12 protein-coding genes and 1 riboswitch are annotated in these 22,403 nt (G+C 67.0%); of the genes, 4 read left to right on the top strand and 8 right to left on the bottom strand.

From position 1 onward, the window contains the following. Positions 1-74: 74 nt before the first annotated feature. The 3 genes from QMX83_RS03905 to QMX83_RS03895 form a co-directional block, all read right to left on the bottom strand. On the bottom strand, positions 75-563 hold the full coding sequence (locus QMX83_RS03905; RefSeq protein ID WP_282295343.1) for a hypothetical protein: 489 nt from the start codon (positions 561-563) through the stop codon (positions 75-77). Continuing rightward, positions 563-3,274 (bottom strand): phosphoenolpyruvate carboxylase, encoded by a 2,712-nt coding sequence (ppc, locus tag QMX83_RS03900; protein WP_282295342.1) that lies wholly within the window; start codon positions 3,272-3,274, stop codon positions 563-565. Before ppc ends, QMX83_RS03905 begins: the two co-directional genes overlap by 1 nt. A gap of 136 nt (positions 3,275-3,410) precedes the next feature. Further along, a complete protein-coding gene (locus tag QMX83_RS03895; protein WP_282295341.1) occupies positions 3,411-5,933 on the bottom strand; it encodes a prolyl oligopeptidase family serine peptidase in 2,523 nt (840 codons plus the stop codon). Between the two features lie 124 nt (positions 5,934-6,057). Beyond that, positions 6,058-6,143: riboswitch (S-adenosyl-L-homocysteine riboswitch) on the top strand. Positions 6,144-6,173: 30 nt separating this feature from the next. On the opposite strand from QMX83_RS03895, the gene ahcY reads away from it, so the two are divergent. Both ahcY and ybaK read left to right on the top strand, forming a co-directional pair. Further along, positions 6,174-7,619, top strand: a complete 1,446-nt coding sequence (gene ahcY / locus QMX83_RS03890; protein ID WP_282295340.1) for an adenosylhomocysteinase — start codon at positions 6,174-6,176, stop codon at positions 7,617-7,619. Positions 7,620-7,731: 112 nt separating this feature from the next. Beyond that, positions 7,732-8,208, top strand: coding sequence for a Cys-tRNA(Pro) deacylase (ybaK, locus tag QMX83_RS03885; protein WP_282295339.1), 477 nt, complete (start codon positions 7,732-7,734; stop codon positions 8,206-8,208). 8 nt (positions 8,209-8,216) lie between these two features. Here ybaK and QMX83_RS03880 read toward each other — a convergent pair whose 3' ends face one another. After that, positions 8,217-8,774 carry a DUF3228 family protein gene (locus tag QMX83_RS03880; RefSeq protein ID WP_282295338.1) on the bottom strand — a complete coding sequence of 186 codons (558 nt, stop codon included), beginning with the start codon at positions 8,772-8,774 and terminating at the stop codon, positions 8,217-8,219. A 94-nt stretch (positions 8,775-8,868) separates the two neighbouring features. Here QMX83_RS03880 and metF point away from each other — a divergent pair, with 94 nt between their 5' ends. Together metF and QMX83_RS03870 are read left to right on the top strand one after the other, a co-directional pair. Beyond that, the gene (metF, locus tag QMX83_RS03875; protein WP_282295337.1) at positions 8,869-9,696 is read left to right on the top strand and encodes a methylenetetrahydrofolate reductase [NAD(P)H]; all 828 of its coding nucleotides are present in this window, start codon (positions 8,869-8,871) and stop codon (positions 9,694-9,696) included. Positions 9,697-9,750: 54 nt separating this feature from the next. Next, positions 9,751-10,359 (top strand): hypothetical protein, encoded by a 609-nt coding sequence (locus QMX83_RS03870; protein WP_282295336.1) that lies wholly within the window; start codon positions 9,751-9,753, stop codon positions 10,357-10,359. Between the two features lie 3 nt (positions 10,360-10,362). On the opposite strand, the gene QMX83_RS03865 is transcribed toward QMX83_RS03870, so the two are convergent. The 4 genes from QMX83_RS03865 to QMX83_RS03850 form a co-directional block, all read right to left on the bottom strand. After that, on the bottom strand, positions 10,363-11,316 hold the full coding sequence (locus QMX83_RS03865) for a Nudix family hydrolase (RefSeq protein WP_282295335.1): 954 nt from the start codon (positions 11,314-11,316) through the stop codon (positions 10,363-10,365). 116 nt (positions 11,317-11,432) lie between these two features. Continuing rightward, entirely contained in the window at positions 11,433-15,086 is a 3,654-nt protein-coding gene (locus QMX83_RS03860; protein ID WP_282295334.1) for an autotransporter domain-containing protein, read from the bottom strand. Positions 15,087-15,293: 207 nt separating this feature from the next. Then, positions 15,294-18,398 (bottom strand): autotransporter domain-containing protein, encoded by a 3,105-nt coding sequence (locus QMX83_RS03855; RefSeq protein ID WP_282295333.1) that lies wholly within the window; start codon positions 18,396-18,398, stop codon positions 15,294-15,296. 192 nt (positions 18,399-18,590) lie between these two features. Next, on the bottom strand, positions 18,591-22,265 hold the full coding sequence (locus QMX83_RS03850) for an autotransporter domain-containing protein (RefSeq protein ID WP_282295332.1): 3,675 nt from the start codon (positions 22,263-22,265) through the stop codon (positions 18,591-18,593). Positions 22,266-22,403 lie beyond the last annotated feature (138 nt).

Genomic DNA, 22,403 nt, shown 5'->3' with positions numbered 1-22,403 from the left:
GGCCGTTGGCCGGCCCTCATTACCGCCTGGGCCGGCCAACGGCCGGCGCTACCGGGGTGCTGTGCCATTTCCCTTCAAAGGGCGATGTCAGCTTCATCCATCGGCTGCAGATACGGCGACGGATATCGTTCGACGAACAAGCTGGGTGCAGCGCTCTCCAGCTCCATCAAGATGTCATCGGCCGCTACGACATACATGTAGTAGTCGTAGCCGAAGTGCACTTCCATGCGCTCTGCCACCAACTTGCACCAGCAGGCTTCACGCAGCACCTGACGCGCCATTTCCAGCGCCTGGGTCAGTTCCAGGCACTGCCCTTCCGTGAAACCGCGCGCCCGGTTCCCGTCCAATGCCTTCACCCGCAGCGCAGTGGCACCACTGGCAGTGCACGCGGTCTCGATTGCCTGCAGATAAGCCGACTCCACCTGCAGATAGTCCGCCAAAGTCACCAACCGGCCGACATCCGAGAAGGCAGTCCACTCCGACGGCGGCGACGTCCGCGCCCCGTTGGGGCCCAGCGTCGCGTATTTGGTGATGCGGAAGGAGTGCACGAGGTCGGTGTTCATCAGCCCGTATTCTGCACGCCCTGCGACACACCATTCACGCACGCCACCAGCGCGCGCAGCACATCATCATCTTCACCGCCGCTGGCACGCCAGCGCTTGAGCAGATCCACCTGCAGCACGCTGATCGGGTCCACGTACGGATTGCGCAGGCGGATCGACAGCGCCAGCCGCTGGTCGTGCTGCAGCAGGCTGCTTTGCCCGGTCAGCGCCAGGATCAGCTTCCCGGTCAGCGCCAGCTCCTGCTCGATCTGCGGGAAGAAGCGCGCATGCAGCGGACCGGACAGCTGCGAGAACTGTTCGGCAATGGTGATATCGCCCTTGGACAACACCATCGCGATGTCGTCGAGGAAGGTGCTGAAGAACGGCCAGTCACGCGCCATCTCGTGCAGGGTTTCCTCATGACCCGCATCAAGCGCGGCCTGCAGGCCACTGCCCACGCCATACCAGCCGGGAATCACCGCACGCGCCTGGCTCCAGGCGAACACCCAGGGAATCGCACGCAGGTTACCCAGCGCGGCGTCCTGGCCCAGCCGGCGCGACGGGCGCGAGCCCAGCGTCATCCGCTCGATCACATCGATGGGAGTGGCGAGGCGGAAGTACTGCATGAAATCAGGTTGGCCCACGAAGGCGCGATAGGCCGCCGCGCTGTGTTCGGCGATCAGGTCCATCACCGGCCGCCACTGGTCCTCGCGCGGCTCGGGCGCACGCGGGCGCAGGCTGGAGCGCAGTACCGCGCCAGTGGCCTGTTCCAGCGAGCGCAGCGCCAGCGCGCGGATGCCGTACTTGCGGTGAATCACCTCGCCCTGCTCGGTGACGCGCAGACGGCCGTCGATGCTGCCACGCGGCGACGCATCCACGGCGTGAGTGGTTTTGCCACCACCGCGGCTGATCGATCCGCCACGACCGTGGAAGAAGGTCAGGCGGATGCCGGTTTCAGCAGCCACTTCCAGCAGTTCCACCTGGGCCCGCTGCAGGCCCCAGCGCGAGGCGGCGATGCCGCCGTCCTTGCCGCTGTCCGAATAGCCCAGCATGACCATCTGCACGTCGTCGCGCGCGCGCAGGTGAGCGCGGTACACCGGGTCGGCGAGCAGGTCGCGCAGCGTTTCGGTACCGCGCTTGAGGTCGTCCACGGTTTCGAACAGCGGTGCGATATCCAGCGGCACGGCACCTTCGTCGTTGACCAGGCCACCGCGCCGCGCCAACGCCAGTACCGCCAGCACGTCGCTGCGGTCGTGCGCCATGGAAATGATGTAGCTGCCGAGCGCGTCGGTGCCGTGGCGCTGGCGTGCATCGGCGAGTGCCGCGAACACGGCATCCAGCCGCTGCCCGCCCTCTTCTGTGCTGGGCGGCAGCGCCTGCTCGCCGCTGGCGAACGGGGCCAGACGCTTGGCTCGCGCCAGCGCATCGGCGTTGTCCCACGCCTCCTGCCCGTCGAGCACGCTGGCCAGCGCACGGCCGTGCACGCTGGATTCCTGGCGCACATCCAGTCGCGCCAGATGGAAACCAAAGGTACGCACGCGCCACAGCAGGCGGCGCACGGCAAAGCCACCGGCGTGATCACCTTTGTTGGCATGCAGGCTGTCCAGGATCAGCTGCAGGTCGTGTTCGAGTTCGTGCGGGCCAGCATAGGCGCCGTCGGCGTCATCCAGCGTCGCCTGCACGCGCGCACGCATGCGGTCGTTGAGCAGGCGGTACGGCATGTCGGCGTGGCGCGGGCGCGAGCTGACGTTCGGCAGCAGTTGCTGGTAATGCGCGACCTGCGCCTGCAGCGCATCGCTGACCCCGACCCGCTCGGTGCTCTGGCTGAGCAGGCTGGCCAGCTGCAGCAGGTCTTTCTGGTAGCGGCCCAGTACCGCCTGGCGCTGCGCATCGAGCGTATTGCGGATGGTGCGGGCATCCACATTGGGATTGCCATCCATGTCACCGCCCACCCAGGTGCCGAAGCGCAGCAGACGCGGCAGGGGAAGGGTCTGTCCGTACGTGTCCAGCAGCGCCTGCTGCAGCGATTCGTACAGCACCGGCATCACCCGATACAGCACCTGCACCAGGTAGAAGCCCACGTGTTCGCGCTCGTCATCGACGGTCGGCCGTACCGGCGAGGAGTCGGTGGTCTGCCAGGAGGCGGTAAGCGCCATGCGGAACCGCGCCGCGTCGGCCGCTGCTTCGCCGGGCGTGCGCTGGCCATCCAGCGCATCCACCAGACTGGCCACCATCAGCTGTTCTTTCTCAAGCAGCGCCCGGCGCACGGCTTCGGTGGGGTGCGCGGTGAATACCGGTTCGATGTCGATGCGCGGCAGCCACTGTGCCAGTTCGTCGAGGGTGACGCCTTGGGCTTTCAGGTGCTGCAGCGCGTCCTGCAGGCTGTCCGGCTGCGGCACGGCGGTGCCGGCGCGCTGGTAATCACGACGGCGACGGATGCGATGCACGCGCTCGGCGATGTTGACCACCTGGAAGTACGTGCTGAAGGCGCGCACGGTGGCTTCTGCTTCGGCCGGTTCCAGCGCCTGCAGTGCCGCGCTGAGCTCGCTCAGCGGCGCACCGCTCTCACGCCGGGCGATGGCGCGGGTGCGGATCTGTTCGATGTGTTCAAAGAAATCTTCGGAGACCTGCTCGACCAGAAGGTCGCCGACCAGCGCGCCGAGCCGGCGCACGTCGTCACGCAGGGGAATGTCCGGGGTGGCAAACACGATGCTGCTGCGGTATTCGTTCATCTGCGACGCATGGGCCTGAAGGAACGGAATCCGCTCAAGCGTAACGCAGATTGTGTGCGTGTCAGCAGATGGCAAATGGTTTCATCTGCATGTGTTGCACACCGGTCGCCCCACTGCGGGGCGACCGGTGCATGGATCACTTCTTCTTGATCGGCTGGCCCGGGCCAATCGTGCTTTCCAGCCAACGCTCGCTTTCGGCGAGCATGGTCATGATCGACTCGCGGGCACGGTAGTGGTGCGATTCGTTCGGCAGCATCACCAGCCGGGCGGTGCCGCCCAGCCCCTTCACCGCCGAGAACATGCGCTCGCTCTGCATCGGGAAGGTGCCGGAGTTGTTGTCGTCCTGGCCGTGGATGAAGAGCACAGGGTCCTTGATGTTGCCGGCGTAATTGAACGGCGACATCGCCTGGTACACCGGCTGGGCCTGCCAGTAACTGCGTTCTTCTGCCTGGAACCCGAACGGGGTCAGCGTGCGGTTGTAGGCACCGCTGCGGGCGATACCGGCCTTGAACAGGCGCGTGTGCGCAAGCAGATTGGCGGTCATGAAGGCACCGTAGGAGTGCCCGCCGATGGCGATGTGCTCGCGGTCGGTCACACCCCGACGCACCACTTCATCCACGGCCGCTTCGGCATTGGCAATGAGCTGCGGCAGGTAGGTGTCATTGGGTTCCTTGTCGCCTTCACCGATGATCGGCATCGACGGACTGACCAGGACCGCATAGCCGGTGGCCAGGAATGCCTGCGGCCCCCAGTAACCCACCGCGTTGAAACGGTACGGCGAGTCGGTGACCTGGCTGGCGGCAGCGGCGGTTTTGAACTCGCCCGGGTAGGCCCACATCAGCAGCGGCAGCGGGCCGTCCTTTTTCGCGTTGTAGCCCGGCGGCAGCATCAACGTGGCGGTGAGGTCGACACCGTCATTGCGCTTGTAGCGGATCTGTTCCTTGCTCACCCCGCGCAGCTGCGGCAGCGGGTGGATGAAGGCAGTCAGCGCGCGCGGTGCGGCCGCCGCATCAGTCAGCGACTGCACGTAGTAGTTGCCCGGCTCATCCGGCGACTCGCGGGTCAACAGCAGCGAGGTGCCCTCCTGATCCAGCAGCGCCTGCGGCAGGGCGTAGCTGGGGGCCTGCGAATGGAACAGGCGGGTGCTCTGGCGGCTGTCCAGATCGAAGCGGTCCACGAACGGACGATCGCCTTCCGGCGACGCGCCCTGGCCGTACAGGAAGATGCTGCGACCGTCGGCACTGGTCTGCAGGCGGCTGCGCCCATTGACGTCACGCACCATGCCGGGACGGCCGGGGTCGTTGTAGCGGTCCTGCGAGGAGCGCTCCACCAGCAGCTGCGGCTCGGTTTCCGGGTGGTCCGGCGCGATGCGCCACTGCTTGACCGTGCGGCTCTTCCACCACGACTCGTTGAGCAGGGCGAGGTCGCCACGTCCCCACTGGATGCCGGCATAACGGCTGCCCAGCTGCGCCAGGGTCTGCGGCGGACGGTCAAACGGAGCCGCCTGGGTCAGCACGGCATCGCGCACCGCTGCCTCACGCGCGGGGTCGCCGCCGTCCTGGGCTTCGGCCCAGACCAGGGTGGCCGGCACGTCGGCGCGCCAGCTGACCCGACGCACGCCGGTGGCGACGGCGTCATTGCCGGTGGGCAGGCCTTCCACCAGCGGCAGTTCGGCCAGGGTGTGCTGCAGCGAGCCGTCAGCGGCGGACAGCACTTCGATGCGACGCGGGAAATCGTCGGCCGGTACCTGGTAGGAATACGGGCGCAGCACGCGTTCGGCCAGGAGGTACTGACCGTTGGGCGAAACGTCCAGATCGAGATAGATGCCACGGCTGGACAGCGACGTGGTGGCACCGTTGAGCGCGACCTTCACTGGCTGCGCGGTGGCGTAGTAGTCGAACAGGCGCGCATCGGCCTCGTTCTTCAACAGGTCCTGATAGGTGCGCAGCGAGCGCACGCCCGCATCCGGTTCGGTCTGCTGGATGGCCGGCCCGGTCGGAATGCCATCGGCCGCCGGCGCGCTGCCCTGGCCGCTGGGCTGTACGGTGGCGACCAGACCACGGCTGTCCGGCAACCACTGGTAACCGTCACCGAAGACGGTGTTGAGCTGCCCGACCAGCTTGCGCGCGCTGTTGCTGGCGATGTCCACCAGCCAGAGTTCGTTGACGCCGGTGGACGGCTGCACCTGGTTGAAGGCCAGGTACTGCTGGTCCGGCGACCACGCCATCGAGGCGATCGACAGCGGCTGCGGCAGGCCGCTGATCTGGCGCTCCTTGCCGTCGGCGATGCTCATCAGCCACAGCTTGTTGCCGAAGCTGAAACGGCTGGCCGAATGGGTCGCCGGATGGATGCGTACGCCCGCCAGCTTCAGTTCCGGCTGGGCCACGTCGCTGATGGCCGCCAGCGCCGGGGTCTGCAGCAGCGCGGCCAGATCGCGACGCGGAGACAAGCTCAGGGTGGGCGCGCGTGGGGCGTCAACCACGGCCTGCAGGCGCGCCGACGGCAACTGGTAGCCGGACAGCGGTGCGCTGGCCGCAGTCTGCGGGGCATTTGCCTTGCCGGCACCTGCGGCCAGCCCCAGCGGGGCCACTGCCAGCAGGGCTGCGCCCATCATCAGGCGGTTCCAGCCTGCCCTGCGTCCACGTTCACTGCGTGCCATCGTGCCTTCCCGTTCCGGTAAACCTTGGACCTTAACAGGGGGGCGTCGCCCGGCCCCCTGCCGATGGTTGGGGAACGCGGCATTTCATGCCGTTGCAGCGTGGCGGGATATAATGGGCGTCTCCTTCACCGAGGGGCGCTGCGACCGGACCGGCTTTGCCTGGACGGCCAGGCTCGGTGGCCTGGATGGTTCCAACGGCGCCCGGCGAAGACGTACCCACGTCAATTACCGGAGCTTTACATGAACGCTGTTGCCAAGACCTTCTCCACCGAAGGTGATTACAAGATTGCCGACATCTCCCTGGCCGACTGGGGCCGCAAGGAGCTGGACATCGCCGAGCACGAGATGCCGGGCCTGATGTCGATCCGCCGCAAGCACGCCGCCAGCCTGCCGCTGAAGGGCGTGCGCGTGACCGGCTCGCTGCACATGACGATCCAGACCGCGGTGCTGATCGAGACCCTGAAGGACATCGGTGCCGACGTGCGCTGGGCCTCGTGCAACATCTTCTCCACCCAGGACCACGCCGCAGCAGCGATCGCCGCTACCGGCACCCCGGTGTTTGCGTGGAAGGGCGAAACCCTGGAAGAGTACTGGGACTGCACCCTGGACGCGCTGACCTTCACCCTGGCCGACGGCACCCTGACCGGTCCGGAGCTGGTGGTCGACGACGGCGGCGACGTCACCCTGCTGATCCACAAGGGCTATGAGCTCGAAAACGGCAGCGACTGGGTCAACACCGCCTCGGGTTCGCACGAAGAACAGGTGATCAAGAACCTGCTCAAGCGCGTCGCCGTGGAGCGCCCGGGTTACTGGGGTCGCGTGGTCAAGGACTGGAAGGGCGTTTCCGAAGAAACCACCACCGGCGTGCACCGCCTGTACCAGCTGGCCCAGGCCGGCACCCTGCTGATCCCGGCGATCAACGTCAACGACTCGGTCACCAAGAGCAAGTTCGACAACCTGTACGGCTGCCGCGAGTCGCTGGCCGATGGCCTCAAGCGCGCCATGGACGTGATGCTGGCCGGCAAGCTGGCCGTGGTCTGCGGTTACGGCGACGTCGGCAAGGGCTGCGCCGCTTCGCTGCGTGCTTATGGCGCGCGCGTGGTGGTCACCGAAATCGATCCGATCTGCGCACTGCAGGCGGCGATGGAAGGCTTTGAAGTCAACACCATCGAATCGACCCTGGGCCGTGCCGACCTGTACGTCACCACCACCGGCAACAAGGACATCATCCGCATCGAGCACCTGAGCGCGATGAAGGACCAGGCCATCGTCTGCAACATCGGCCACTTCGACAACGAGATCCAGGTCGACGCGCTGGTCGCCTACCCGGGCGTGCAGCAGATCAACATCAAGCCGCAGGTGGACAAGTACGTGTTCCCGAACGGCAACGCGATCTTCCTGCTGGCCGAAGGCCGCCTGGTCAATCTGGGCTGCGCCACCGGCCACCCGAGCTTCGTGATGTCCAACAGCTTCGCCAACCAGACCCTCGCGCAGATCGACCTGTGGGCGAACAAGGACACCTACGAGAAGTCGGTGTACCTGCTGCCGAAGAAGCTGGACGAAGAAGTGGCGCGTCTGCACCTGGAGAAGATCGGCGTGAAGCTGACCACCCTGACCCAGGAACAGGCCGACTACATCGGCGTGCCGGTGGAAGGTCCGTTCAAGCCGGATCATTACCGTTACTGATCGGTGAAGGCGTGCAGCCACGCAGGGCGTGGCTCTACGCGTGACAAGGTTCATTGAGGACGGGCACCTTCGGGTGCCCGTTTTCGTTGGGGTGTGCGCTACCCTCATGTGCATGACGCCCGCCATCAACCTGCTGAAGAAGAACGGGGTTGCCCATCAGGTGCTGAGCTATGCCCACGCGCCGGGAGCCGATTCGTATGGGGGCGAGGCGGCCAGCCTGCTGGGCCTGGACCCGTCGCAGGTGTTCAAGACGCTGCTGGCCGCCACCGAGAAGCACGAACTGCTGGTGGCGATCGTGCCGGTCAGCGGCTCGCTGGACCTGAAGGCGCTGGCCGAGGCGGCCGGCTGCCGCAAGTGCGAGATGGCCGACCCGGCCGCCGCGCAGCGCGCCACTGGCTACCTGGTCGGCGGCATCAGTCCGCTCGGACAGAAAAAGCCCCACCGCACGTTCCTGGATGAGAGCGCGCGGTCGCTGGAGGCCGTGCATGTCAGCGCCGGACGGCGTGGGCTCGAAGTGGCATTGGCTCCTGACGACCTGGTCGTGCTGACCCAGGCCGCGTACGCGCGCATCGGCAAACCCGGCCGATAACGCCGGCGTCAGGGTCGCCAGTTGGCGTTGTTTTCCCAGAACATCACCGCACGCTGGTAGGCGGCGCGATCCAGCGGCACGCCCGAGCCGCCCTCTTCCACGCCCAGCGCGTTGCGCATCATGGTGATCGGAGCCATCGGCACTTCTTCGGGTTCGGCGGTGTAGATGCAGCCGACGATGCCCCAGTCGGCGTCAATGGGGGAGCCTTCTTTCGCCAGCTGCTCGGCGCTGTACAGGATCACCACCAGGTAGTTGGCGCGCGGGCTTTCCACGCCCTCGAACCAGCGCACCAGCACCGGCAGTTCCTCGCGGTTGCGCGCCTCATAACCGCTGCGCAACTGGTGGCGGTTGGCGTCGGTAATGGGAACCGTCAGGCAGCGCGTACTGGTCCAGTTCTCGTACACATGCAGCTTGCAGAACGGCGCGTAGCCGTCGAGCACCTTGTACGGCGCATGCGCATTGAGGTGGGCCTGGAACTGCTCGGCGGTGCAGTCCTGGATGGTATTGCCGCGCGGAACACGGGGGAACAGGCGGGGACGGGCGAATTCGGTGAGGATGATCGACATGCCGATAGCCTACCCGGCGCGGACCGCCGATACGATTTTACATTCATCGCGATGAAGCGATATTATTGCGGCATACCCGCTGCCGCCGCCGCCCATGACCGCCATCAGCTTCGAGTTCTATCCGCCCAAGACCGATGATCAGCGTGCCCAGCTCGACCGCACGGCGACCCGGCTCAGCGCGTATGACCCGCAGTATGTCTCCTGCACCTTCGGTGCCGGCGGCTCGACGCTCAGTTACACCTCCGAAACGGTACGCCACCTCAAGCAGCACCACGGCTTCGACGCGGCTCCCCATCTGTCCTGCGTCGGTGGCACCCGCGAAGAGATCCGTGAACTACTCAAGCTGTACCGCGCCATCGGCTGCCGGCGCATCGTCGCCCTGCGTGGCGACCTGCCGTCGGGGATGGGCCACCCCGGTGACCTGCGCTATGCCGCCGAGCTGATCGCCTTCATCCGCGCCGAGCACGGCGACCATTTCCACATCGAGGTCGGGGCCTACCCGGAGACCCATCCGCAGTCCGACGACGCGCTGCGTGACCTGCGCTACTTCAAGGAGAAGGTCGACGCCGGGGCCGATGCGGCAATCACGCAGTACTTCTTCAACGCCGACGCCTATTTCCACTTCGTCGACGCGGTGCGCGCACTGGGCGTGCAGGTGCCGATCGTGCCGGGGATCATGCCGATCTCCAACTTCAGCCAGCTGCGCCGGTTCTCCGAGCAGTGCGGTGCGGAGATCCCACGCTGGATCGGCAAGAAGATGCAGGCCTATGGCGACGACGCCGATGCCGTGCGCGCCTTCGGGGCCGAGGTGGTGGCCCAGCTGTGCCAGCGGCTGCTCGACGGCGGCGCACCCGGCCTGCATTTCTACACGCTCAACCTGGCACGCCCGACCACGCAGGTGCTGAAGCTGCTGGGTCGCTGAACGAAGCCGGCGATGAAGGCTTGCAGATCACAGGATCACCGCTAACCTGCTGCGATGAAACTGCCTGCCCTGCTGCTGTTGTCCTGCGGACTGTTGAGCCTGCCCCTGGGCGCTCACGCGCAGGCGCAGCGCGTGAACCGATGCACGAACGCGCAGGGGCAATCGGTGTTCACCGACCGCAGCTGTGACGCGGTGGATGCCACCGCACGCGCGCCGCGCGGCGAACCCTCGGTGGGCAACACCGGCATCTACCGTGCCGGCTGCGCGCGCCGGCTCAGCGAGTTGACCGAGCAGATCCGCCAGGCGGTGAGCCTGCAGGACGTGAACCGCCTGTCATCCATCTACCTGTGGGGCAATGTCTCCAATGCCACGGCCAACCAGATCATTGGTCGGCTGGAATCGGTGGTGCGGCGGCCGCTGGTGGATATTGCGCCGGTCTACCCCAGCGTGGCCGAGCCGATCGAGCCGTTGATCCTGCCGCCGGACCCGGATGCGACCGCGGGGGCCGCCGGCGTCGTGCCCGTCGAGGTGGCTCCGCCTGCACCCAGCCGGCCGCGGCCAGTGGGACTGCGCCTGGAACAGACCCTCGCCAACAGCGCCACGCCGTCGCGCACCGTGTTCGGGTTGCGCCGTCAGTACGGGTGCTTCTGGATCACCTTGTAAGGCTCAGCCCGGCCAGAATCCGCGGATGGCGGCAATGCCCTGCGCGCCGTGCCGGCGCGCCTGTGCCAGGTCATCCGAGCCCAGGCCGCCCAGCGCATAGATCGGCAACGACACCTGCGCACGCAGGCTGTCAAACGTTTCCCAGCCCATCGGCGTGGCCTGCGGATGGCTGGAGGTCGCCTGCACCGGGCCCAGCACCACGAAGTCGCAGCCCAGCCGTTGCGCCGCCCGCAGCTGTTCCAGGTCGTGGCACGAGGCGGCCACCAGCTGGCCTTCCGGCAGCGGACGTTCCTGCAGCTGGGCCAGCTGTTCGCCGCCCAGATGCACGCCCACGCCCAGCCGCTGGGCCAGTTCGATGTCGCGATTGAGCAGCCACTGCACGCCCTGCCGGTGCTGGCCGATGGCCTGCTCGGCCAGCGCGATCCGGGCCGGGCTGGTCGGCGTACGCAGCTGCACACGACGCACTCCCGCCTCCAGCGCCTGCGCCAATCGCGTGTACCAGAGCTGGTGCGCGGTCTCGTCGTCAGCGTCCGGCTCGGGGGTGATCAGGTAGCGGTCCGGGTGGCGCAGGGCCGCCACGACCGGCAGATCGGCCGGGGGCATCGAATAGCGCGCCAGCTTGTCGGGAGCCACCCAAGTGATGGCCTGGCCCTCGCGCCCGCGTGGCGTGCCCTTCCAGCTGCGCACGTGCCGCACTTCCAGGCGCAGGTGCTTGTCCGGATACAGCTGCGGCACGTCCATCAACCAGTCGCCGACCTGGGCCTCGATGCCCAGTTCTTCGCGCAGCTCCCGCACCAGCGCCTGTTCGGAGGTCTCGCCCGCTTCGCGCTTGCCGCCGGGAAACTCCCACAGACCGGCCATGTCGCGGTTCTCGGTGCGACGGTTGAGCAGAACACGGCCACGGGCGTCGGTGATGACGGCCGCGACCACATGAATGGAGCGTGTGGGGGATGGCATGACCCCAGCATGCCCAATCGGTTGTGACAAGCGCAATGCCGGTCAGATGAATGGGCCGAAAAAGAAAAGGGCCCCTTGCGGGGCCCTTTTGTTGCCGGGCATGGCCCGGCACTACCTCAGAACGACACGTTCCAGTTCAGCTGGGCACCGAACTCACGCTGACCGTCACCCGCGCGGCCCTGCGCACGCAGCGACAGGCGGCTGTTGTCGGTCGGCTTCAGCGAGACGCCCAACTCGGCGATGCCCACGTTGCGGGCCAGCGGCAGGCCGTACACGGTGAAGGCATCGCTGCCGGCCACGAACTGATTGCGCGAATCGGCACGCAGTTCGCCGGCGGCGTTCTGCCAGGCCAGCCCGGCTTCCAGGCGGGCACCATCACGCTGGCCGTTGCTGATGTCCCACGCCGCACGCACGCCGGCGGTGGTGGTCCAGACCTCGTCCTTGCTGGCGTCCACTGCCAGCGCCGCGCTGCCGCCGTACTCCACGGCGTCGTCGGTGGACAGGCGGGTGTAGGCCAGGGCCACGTACGGGGTGACGGTCAGGCGGTCCAGCTCGACATCCCAACCGGCCTCGGTGAAGGCCGACGCGGCATCGGCGTCGTAACGGCTGCGCAGGGTCTGCGCCCAGGCCTGCGCCGCACCCACCGCGCGCTGGGTATCCAGCTCGTAGTCGGCATAGGTCAGCCCACCATTGATCCAGAACGCTTCGCCACGGAACCCGGCGTACAGGCCGGCATGCACGGCGTCGACCTCGGTCTCGGCATTGCGGCCGTTGACCTGCTGACGCAGCGACTCGGTGCCCGCAGCCAGGCCGAAGGTCCAGCGGCTGTCCAGGGTCCAGTCGGCACCGGCCATCAGGCCGTCGCTGTGCTGACGCACGCGCGCTGCGGTGCCGTCGCTGTCGCGGCGCGAGCTGTTGCCCGCACCGGCGATCCAGGCCGAAACGCCATCGGCATCGCTGCCCGAACGCAGGCGCTGGGCCACGCCGTCACGCAGGAAGCGGTCTTCCAGCAGCAGCCCACGGCTGCTGGCATGCACTTCACCGGACAGTTCGTCGAAGGCAGTGCGTGCGGTGGCTTCGTCCAGCATCAGCAGGCCGTTGTACAGGGCCAGTGCATCGCCGGACTGCTGCAGCGAGTCCAGACCGGCGGCAACGCCGCGCTGGTTGGCGGTGCTGGCCACGCGACCGAACACGATCGGGCCACCCGGGGCGACCGGGGTCACCGGCGGGGTCACCGGGTTGGTCGGGTTGGTCGGGTTGCCCGGGTCGACCGGCGTGCCCGGGTCCACCGGGGTACCCGGATCCACCGGCGTGCCGGTGTTGTCCACCTGGATGGTCACCAGCACCTGGCTGCCGACCTTGGCGACGCTCGACTGCAGGAACGCCGAGTTGATCAGCACGCTGTCGAATCCACCCTGCACGCCGCCGGCTGCATCCAGCACGGTGTAGGTCTGGCCCTGCTGGTAGCTGGTCGCCGGATCCAGGGCACCCACCCGCAGCGAAGCCTGGCCGCTGTAACCGGTGGCGGCGGTGCTGCCGATGTAGGCCTTGCCGGTCACGGTCAGCATGTCGGCCTGGCCGTTGCCGCGCAGCTGCACATCGTAGATCGCCGCCTGCGCGGTCTGGCTGCTCAGCATCAGGTTGCTGTTGAAGAACAGGTCGCCGTCGATGGTCATCGCGCCGATGCCTTCGCTGCCGCCCGGCGACAGCGTGCCGCCGTTGTAGACGTAGGTGGTACCAACCGTGGGATTGCCGGCCAGCACGCCGGTGCCACGCACCGTCACCGCGCTGCTGCGCACGACGCCGGTGCTGCCGCCGCCGTAGTCGATGGTTTCCTGGAAGCCGCTGCTGCCGTTGAGCACCAGGGTACCGCCGGTGACGTCAATCTGCTGCTGCGGTGCCTGGCTGGACGGGACATAGCCCTGCCCGGTGTACATGTCCGAATCGATGCGCAGCACGCCCGCGCTCACGTCAACGCGACCACCAAATGCGGTCAGGTCGCCATTGAGGGTGGTGGTGCCGGCCACCTGGGTCAGCGCGCCACTGGTCCACGAACCCGCGCCATTGTTGCTGCTGAGGTCATTGCCCAGCACGATGTCGCCGGTGTGGTTGAAGACCAGGCCACCGGCGGCATTCAACTGCGTGATCACGCCCGCACCCAGGGTGCCGGCCGCTTCGGCCGCGCTCCATTCGGATGCGAGGCCGTTCTGCGCCCAGTTGCCCATCCCGCCACCCAGGATCAGGTAGCCGCTGGTCCCCAGCGTGATGCCGGTGCCGCCGTCGGCGTGACCGCCGTTGCTGACATTGAGCACGCCATAGGGCTCACCGACCAGGTGACTCTCCACGGTGATGCCGTTGCTGGCGAGCAGCTGGGAACCGCTGCCGCTGACGCGGACCTGCTCGTTCAGATTCTGCAGCGCGCTGGTGACGTAATTCTTACCACCGGCGATGGTGACGGTGTCGCTGCTGAGCACGCCGCCGTCCAGGATATCCATGCCGGAACGAATATCCATCAGGCCGGTGTTGGTCCAGTTCGACCCCGCGCCGGTGATCGTCGCAATGCCGGCGACCGGACTGTAGCTGTCCTTGACGCGCGCGTCGTCGGAACGGATCGAACCGCCGTTCTCGATCAGCAGGTGGTTGCTGGTTTTAACGGTGGCGGCTTCGATCGCCGATCCGTTGCCACTGACGATGATGGTGCCCGCCTGGTCGAAATTGCCGGAACCGAAGCTGTCGTAGTTCTCGGCGATCACCTCGGTGGTGGCACGCACCAGGCCGCCGTTATCCACGCGCAGGGTGCCGCTGCCGCTGGAGCCGACCCACACCGCGTCGGCGTCGACCAGCGCGTTGGCACCGCTGACGGTCATGAAACCGGTGGAGCCACGCACGTGCCCGATCACCACCTCCGGTGCGCGCAGGGTCGCGCCGGCGTTGACGTTCACGGTGCCGGTGGCGGTGGATGCCTGACCGAGCAGGACACGGCGGTCCACGGTCACGGTGCTCTGGTCGTTGATGTTGAGCGTGCCGTTGCCCGCATTGCCCACCAGCAGATCGTTGTCCTGCACATGGATCGTGCCGCCGCTGCTGACATTGACGACGCCCGTGCTGCCGGTATCGGCGGCAATGCTCAGACCATACGGATTGATCACCGCATAGGGGTCGTTGGTGACCAGCGAGCCACCATTGACGATGTCCAGGGTACCCGAGCCGAGACGGCCCACCTGCACACGACGCGCGGTCAGCGCGGAGCCATCCACCAGAATGGTGCCGGTGCTGCCGGCCTGGTGACCGAGCGACAGGGTGCTGGTCACGTTGGCGGTGCTGCCACCGGTCAGGCGCAGCGTGCCGATACCGGCATCACCCACGCGCATGGCCGAGGTGCCATTGACCTGCAACGACACACCGGCACCGTTCAAGTTCAGCGTGCCGTTGCCGGTTGCGGTGGTGCCCAGCGAGACCAGATCAAGCGAGGTGAGCACGGCGGTGCCGAATACATCGACCGTCGCCTGCTGCGCCGGACCAACGCGGAAGCCGTCGTTGTAGCCACGATCACCACTGATGCTCTCATCGGCGGTGTACTCATGCGGCACCGCGAACGCGGAGGGCGCGGCGGCCAGGGTCAGCGCCACGGCCAGCGCCGTGCATAACGGCGAGCGGCGACGTGCAGTGGAGGAAGCAGCGGCGGGAGAGGAATGCGTGCTGGCGAGTTCGGATGCAACCTGCATCTGGCCGGTGGTGTGGTTGAACACCAGGCGATAGATCCTGTTCATGAAGCTCCATGGATAGCGACTCAGGGAAGCCGCGCATTCGCATCGTGCAAAAGCGCGGACGCGCCACAAACGATCAAAAACGATAGTTCGTGACGCGACCGACACTTTAATTTCCAATCACGAGTCTGAATATGAGGAGGGTCTCAATTCAGCATCAGGGTTTTTCCTGACACCTCGTCAGACTTTCCCTACGCTGCAGCGCGCATTTCAGAACATCACGTTCCAACTCGCCTGCGCGGCGAACCCACGTTCGCCGCCACCGCGCTGGCCCTGCACGAACAGGTTCACGCGACTGCTCCCGGTCGGACGCAGTACCACGCCGATTTCCGCCAGTGCACGATTTCGCGCCAACGGTGCGCCGTACACGGTGAAGGCATCACTTCCCACGACGAATGCCTGGGTGGAGCCCACCGTGCGGTCGCCCTGCTGGTTCTGCCAGGCCAGACCGCCTTCAATCCGTGCGCCATTGCGCTCACCACTGCCGACGTCCCACGCCGCTCGCATGCCGGTGGTGGTGGTCCAGACGCGGTCGCGGCCCGGCAGCACCTGCAGTGCCGCACTGCCCTCGCCCTCGACGCTGCCGCCCGTGGACAGCGTGGTGTGCGCCAGCCCCAGGTAGGGGGTGAGCGTGAGGGTCTGCAGCGGCAGGTCGATGCCCACTTCGCTGAAGGTGGATACCGCGTTCGCCCTGTAGTGCGCGCGCAGGTGCTGTTCCCACGGCTGGCCCGCGCCCAGGCTGCGCTCGGTCTCCACCTTGAAGTCGGCATAGCTCACACCGCCACGCAGCCACAATGCATCGCGGCGGAAGGCTGCGTAGACGCCGCTGTGCAGCGCATCGACCTCGCTGCGTGTGCCGCGTTCGCGCACCTGCTGGCGCATGGATTGGCGCCCGCCTGCCGCACCCACGGTCCAGCCTTCGCCGAAGCTGAAGTCATAGCCCATCAGCAGCCCTTCGCTGTGATCCCGCCGCGCCGCCGCATTGCCATCGCTGCGCTGCGAGCGCGCATCGCCGCCGCCAGTGATCCAGGCCCGGGAACCGTTCGCCACCTCGGCGGGATCCGTGCGCAGATGCGCCAGCACGCCGGTGCGAAGGAAGTCATTGCGCAGCAGCAGTGCACGGGTGCTGGCATACGCTTCGCCGGACAGTTCGTCGAAGCTGCGACGGGCGCTTTCTTCGTCCTGCATCAGCAACTGGTTGTACAGCGCCAGCGCGTCGCCCGACTGGTGCAGGGAATCCAGCGCCGCAGCCGTTGCGCGCTGGTTGCTGGTGTGAGCGACGCGGCCGAAGACGGTGAGTCGCTCCTGCCCGCCTTCGATGGTCTCTTCTTCAGGCTCTTCTGTAACGAGCGCCAGATCCAGGTGCACCGCCTTGTCGGTCTGCACCAGGGTGCCGGTGATGAACGCGGAGTTCGTGACCACGTCGTCGAAGCCACCGGTCACCCCACCGTCGGCTTCCAGAATCGTGTAGCGCTGCCCAGCCTGATAGCTCGTGTCCGGATCGAGGGTGGTCACCCGCACGCCGGTTTCGCCCTGCTCACCTTCGATGGTGGATCCGACACCGATGTGCGCCGTACCGCTCACCTTGACCCGATCCGATGCGCCGTCGGCGCGTACGTCCACGTCAAGGTACGCCTTGGTGTCTACGTGATCAGGGCCGACCCCACCCGCGTTGAAGTACAGATCGCCCTCCACGTTGAAGGTACCGATGCCGTCCTGCCCGGGTGACAGGCGACCGCCGTCATACACCCATGTGTTACCCACAGTACCGGTGCCGGCCAGCCTACCGTTGCCCCGGACCGAGGCCCACGCGGTGCGGAACGTGGAGCTGGCGTCGCCCGGCTCCTTTTCATACAGGAAGCCGCTGGTGCCGTTGAGTACCAGCGTGCCGTCCTCAACCAGCATCGTCTGGATGGGCTGCACCTTGGGCAGGCGCTTGTACCCCTCGATGTGTTCGAACGTGTTGGTGTTGATCACCAGCGTGCCGCCCTGTACCCGGATCATCCCGCCGAACTCACTCAGATCGCCTCCCAGCACGGTGGTACCGGCCTGGTTGATCAACGCACCACCGGTCCAGACCAGCCCACTACGCGCGGTGCGGTCGCTGCGCAGCGTATGGTCCACGTTGATCGTCCCGTTGTGGTTGAACACCACGCCGCCCGAGCCAGCGGTCATGGTCACCACCGAGTCATCCAGTTCGCCGGCCGCGACCGGCGCGTTCCAGGAGAACGGCGCACCGCCATCGCCCATCGCGCCGCCCAGCACAAGGTAACCACCCGCGCCGAGAACCAGCTTGCCGTTGGCTTCAATGCGACCGCCTTCGCTGGCGGTGATCGCCGCGCTGTGAATGGCGGAATCGCTTTCGATCAGGATGCCGTCCTTGGCCTTGATCACGGCACCCGCACCGGTCACCCGAAGCTGCTCGCGGCGCAGGTCGGTGTCGCGATTTTCCATCACGCCGTTGGCGGACACCCGCAGGCTGTCGGCGGCCAACATGCCGCCGTCGCGCACGTCCAGCGCCCCCAGCACCTCAAGGTGCCCGTCGTGCTCCCAACGACTGCCGGTGCCGGTGATGATGGACGGATCGGACAACCCGGGATGCGTATCGTGCTTGCTGTCGCCACGGGTCTTCAGCGTACCGCCGTCGGTTACCCGCAATGTGCCGCCGATGAACGCATAGCGCGCATCCACTTCGGAACCCGCGCCGGAGATTTCCAGCCGGCTGCCGCGCTGACCCGTCGCCACCACACCGAACCCGAGCCGCAGCTCGTCGGCCTCCACTTTGCCGCCGTTGTCGACGCGCGGCAGGGCATCACCGCGCTCGCCGACGTACAGATCATCCAGATGCAGGCGCGAGCCCGCGCCGGTCACGTGCACGACACCCGTGGATCCGTCCAGCACGCCCACGCGCATCTGATGCCCACCGCCCACGCGGGCACCGTTCTGGATCAGCAGGCGGCCCTTGCCCTGGTAACCGACATCGGTGCCGTTGTAATGAGCGCTGGTGAACACCGCGTCTGGCCCGGTGACGATCAGCGTGCCATCGCCCTTGCGGTTCTGCCCAACATTGACCGCACCTTCGGCGTGCAGGGCACCCTTCCCGCTGACGGTGACGGTCGCGGTGGTGTCGGTGCCGATTTCGAATCCTTCCTTGTGGGTGCGTACGTCAGTCACTTCCTCGTCGGTGGTGTATTGATGCAGATTGGCGAATGCGGACGGCAGCGCGGCGCTGGCGAGGCCGAGCGCAGTGAACAGTGCGGTGCTCAGCGGTGAGACGGTGGCACGACGCAGCGTGCGGCGGGTGGTTGTGGTCATGTGACTCCATCAGTGGCAACTGCGCGCAGAAGATGCGCGGTGAGGCGCAGACGTTAAGGCGCGGGTCACAGGGTGTCGTCCCAACAAATCCGAGCGAAGCGTAGGTGTTCCCCGCGCATGCGTATCGGTTCGCTGCAGAAACGAACACGGGCCCATTGCGGGCCCGTGGTGTGTCAAACACAACAGCGAAAATCAGAACATCAGATTGAAGCTCAGCTGTCCGCCGAACTCGCTCTGCCCATCGCCGCTGCGACCTTGCGCCATCAGCGCCAGACGGCTGTTGTCGGTGGGCTTGATCGACACGCCCAGCTCGGCCACGCCCACGTTGCGGGCCAGCGGCAGACCCTGCACGGTGAAGCTGCTGCTGCCGGCGACGAAGCGGTTCTCGGACTGCGGCAGGTCGCCGCCACTGTGCTGCCACGCCAGACCGGCCTCGAGACGGGTGGCGATGCCACCTTCGTCACCCAGCTGCCACCCCGCGCGCACGCCGGCGGTGGTGGTCCACGCGTCGTCCTTGCGTGCGGCCACGGCCAGCGCCGCACTGCCGCCGGTTTCCTGCAGCGCCTCGGTATCCAGGCGGGTCCAGGACACGGCCAGGTACGGGGTCAGCGTCATCGGGTCGAAGTCCAGCTCCCAGCCACCTTCGGCGAACACCGACACCGCACTGGCGCTGTAGGTGCTGTTGAGGGTCTGTGCCCAGCTGTGACCGGCCCCGACACTGCGTTCGGTGTCGACGTCATAGTCGGCATAGCTGGCCCCGACATGGAAGTTGAACTGGTTGCCGCGCCAGCCGACGTACAGGCCGCCGTGCACGGCATCCGCATCGGTGGTGCTGTGGCGGTCGGACACGCGCTGGCGCAGTTTTTCCGGACCCACCGCCACGCCGAACTTGCCGCCTTCGCCGAAGCTCCAGTCCATGCCGACGATCGCACCGTGACGGTCGTCGCGGGAGCGCGCCGCACGGTCGTCGGCGTCCTGCCGACGCGAGGTGCTGCTGCCGGCCATCCACAGCGACGGGCCGTAGTCGGCCATGGTCGGGTCCGGACGCAGGCGCTGGGCAATGCCTTCGCGCAGGAAGCGGTCATCCAGCAGCATCGCGCGGTTGCTGGCATGGGCTTCACCGGAGAGGTCATCGAACGCCTGCTGCGCCTGGGTCTCGTCCAGCATCAGCAGCGCGTTGTACAGCGCCAGTGCTTCGCCGGACTGCTGCAGGCTGTTGAGGCCGTTGGCCACGCTTTCCTGGTTCGGGTTGGTGGCGACCGGATTGAACACCTGCGGCGGCGGCGTGGTACCCGGATCACCGGGCGTGCCCGGAGTACCTGGAGTACCCGGCGTGCCGGGATTGCCGGGCGTCCCTGGGTCACCCGGCGTACCCGGAGTGCCCGGATTACCTGGATTGCCGGGATTCCCCGGATTGCTGCTGTCGTTGACCGCAATGGTCAGCAGCACCTGGTTGCCGTCCTGGCTGAGGGTCGGGGTGATGAAGGCGGAATTGGAAATGACGCTGTCAAAGCCGCCCTGCACGCCGTCCACCGCGGTCAGCACCGAATAGGTGTGGCCGTTCTGGTAGCTGGTGGCCGGATCCAGCCCGGTCACCCGCATGCCAGCATCGCCGCTGTTGCCCACGTTCGCGCTGCGGCCGATGTAGGCCTTGCCGGTCACCGCCACCAGGTCTGCCTGGCCGTTGCCGAGCAGGTCGACATCGTAGAACGCGGCGGACGCGACTTCGGCAGCCGAGAGTGCACCGGCATTGAGGTAGAGGTCGCCGTCCACGGTGATCAGGCCGACGCTGTTGCCCGGCGAAAGTACACCGCCGTTGAGGATGCTGGTCTGGCCGACGGTGGCATTGCCGGCCAGCGTGCCGCCGTTGCGCACGGTCACCAGCGAGGTACGCTCGGTGGTCGGCACGCCACCGACACTTAGGGTCTGCTGGAAGCCGGCGTCACCGTTGAGCACCAGTGTGCCACCGGAGACGTCGATCACCTGCGACACCGCCTGGGTGCCGCTGCTGAAGCCCTGGCCGGTGTACATGTTCGAATTGATGACCAGCGTGCCAGCGCGCACGTCGATATCGCCGCCAAAGGCCGTCAGGTCGCCGGTCAGCGTGGTGTTGCCGGCGACGTTGAGCAGACGACCACTGGTCCAGTCGCTCCCGCTGGTGTCGCTGGCGATGGTGTTGGCGAGGCTGATGTCGTCGGTGTGGTTGAACACCAGTCCGCCCGAGTTGATCGCCATGTTGATCGGCGCGCCGGAGAGCGCACCGGCACCCGTGGCCGGGTCCCAGGTGAACGAACGCGAGGCCGAGTTCCACGACGTGGCGTTGGCGATTCCGCCCAGCACCAGGAAACCGTTCTCGGTCAGATTGAATTCGCCGCCGGCCTCGATGCGCGCGTCGTTGGATGCGACCAGCAACCCGTAGGGCTCGGTGCCGTCGGCACCGACCGTGATGTTGCCGCGGGCGGAGAGGGTTGAACCCGTACCGCTGACCCAGACGCGGTCGTCGGTGATGTTCGGACTGCCGGTCGAAGCGTTGATGCCGCCGGTGACCAGCAGGTCGTCGGTGGTGATGCGCGCCGCACCGCTGATGTCAGCCTTCGCGCGCAGGGCCAGAAGACCGTCGTTGGCCCACTGAGTGCCGGTGCCGGACATCAGCAGCGCGGTCTGGGTGTCGCCGTTGGGCAGCACGATCCGCGTGTCCTTGAGCGTTGCGCCGTTGCGGGTCACCAGCGATGCCCCGTCCTCCAGATAGAGGGATGCGGCGCTGAGCGAGCCGGCGGTGATCTTCGAGTTGGCCCCGGTCACGCGGATGTAGCTGGTCGTGGCCGAACCGGTTTCAGAGGTCAGCGCGTTGGCGACTTCCAGCTGGCCGCCGTTCTGCACGTTCAACATGCCGGTACCATTCACGGACACCTGCAGGCTGTCGGAACGGAGCAGCGCCCCGGCACCGGACACCGTCAGCTGGCCGACGCTGTTGGTGGCGACGCCCAGCACCACCGCGCCTGGCGTGGTGACGGTGCCGCCGGCCGCGACGGTCAGATTGCCACTGCCACCCGTACCGACCCGGATGCTGCCGCCGACGCTGGCCACGCCGCTGTCGCCGACGGTCAGGGTCGCTTGGCCGCTCTGGGCGATATCCAGATTGCCGGCACGTACTTCCAGATTGCCGCCATTGGTGACATTGACCACCGTGGTCAGCAGACCGGTGCCGGAGCCCTGGCCGCCAATCCGCAGGCCGTAACCGCCGATGGTCCCCGTCGTGACGACTTTGCCGCCATTGGTGATGTTCATCGTGCTGTCGCCCTGCACGCCGACATCGATCGCCCCGGCCGTGAGCAGCGAGCCGTTGCCACGGACCGTGACGGTACCGCGTCCGCTGGCCTGATCACCGAGCGAGACCACCCCAGCCACGTTCGCCTGGCCACCGTCGGTGACATTGAGCGCACCGGTGCCGCGCAGGCCGACATACATCGACGCATTGACCACGTCCAGATTCGACGACGCCGTGCTCACGTTGATGGTGCCGCTGCCACCGGCGTTGGTGCCCAGCGAGACTTGGCTACCGCCACGCAAGGTGCCGCCGGCGATGATGTCGAGCACGACAGGGGAGTTCGAACCGACAGTGAAGCCGTCCAGATGCTCGACCACGCCGGTAATGGACTCATCCGTGTTGTAGGGATACGACTGCGCAAGCGCTGCCGTTGATGCGCCGGCGGACACCAGCGCGGTCAGCAGGGCGGCGGCGAGCGCGGTACGTCGGCGTGGGCGGCCGGCGAGTCCTGCGGACGACACATGGCTGGAGGTGAGTTCGGACGCAACCTGCGTCTGACCAGTGGCGTGGTTGAACACCAGGCGATAAATCCTGTTCATGAAACTCCTTGTTTTGCGACTCGAAGGGCGCGGTGCCCACTCCCCGTGGTGCCTCCGGCGCGACAACACCCGCAGCGAACCCCCGGTCCGGGTGCAGGGAATGCAAGCGTACCCCCTGCCGGACGACATCGCCACCGT

The sequence above is a fragment of the Stenotrophomonas sp. PS02289 genome, assembly GCF_029960115.1.
Taxonomy (GTDB): Bacteria; Pseudomonadota; Gammaproteobacteria; order Xanthomonadales; family Xanthomonadaceae; genus Stenotrophomonas.
The sequence above is the reverse complement of the archived record's forward strand: the minus strand, read 5'-3'. Positions and strand labels throughout refer to the sequence as shown.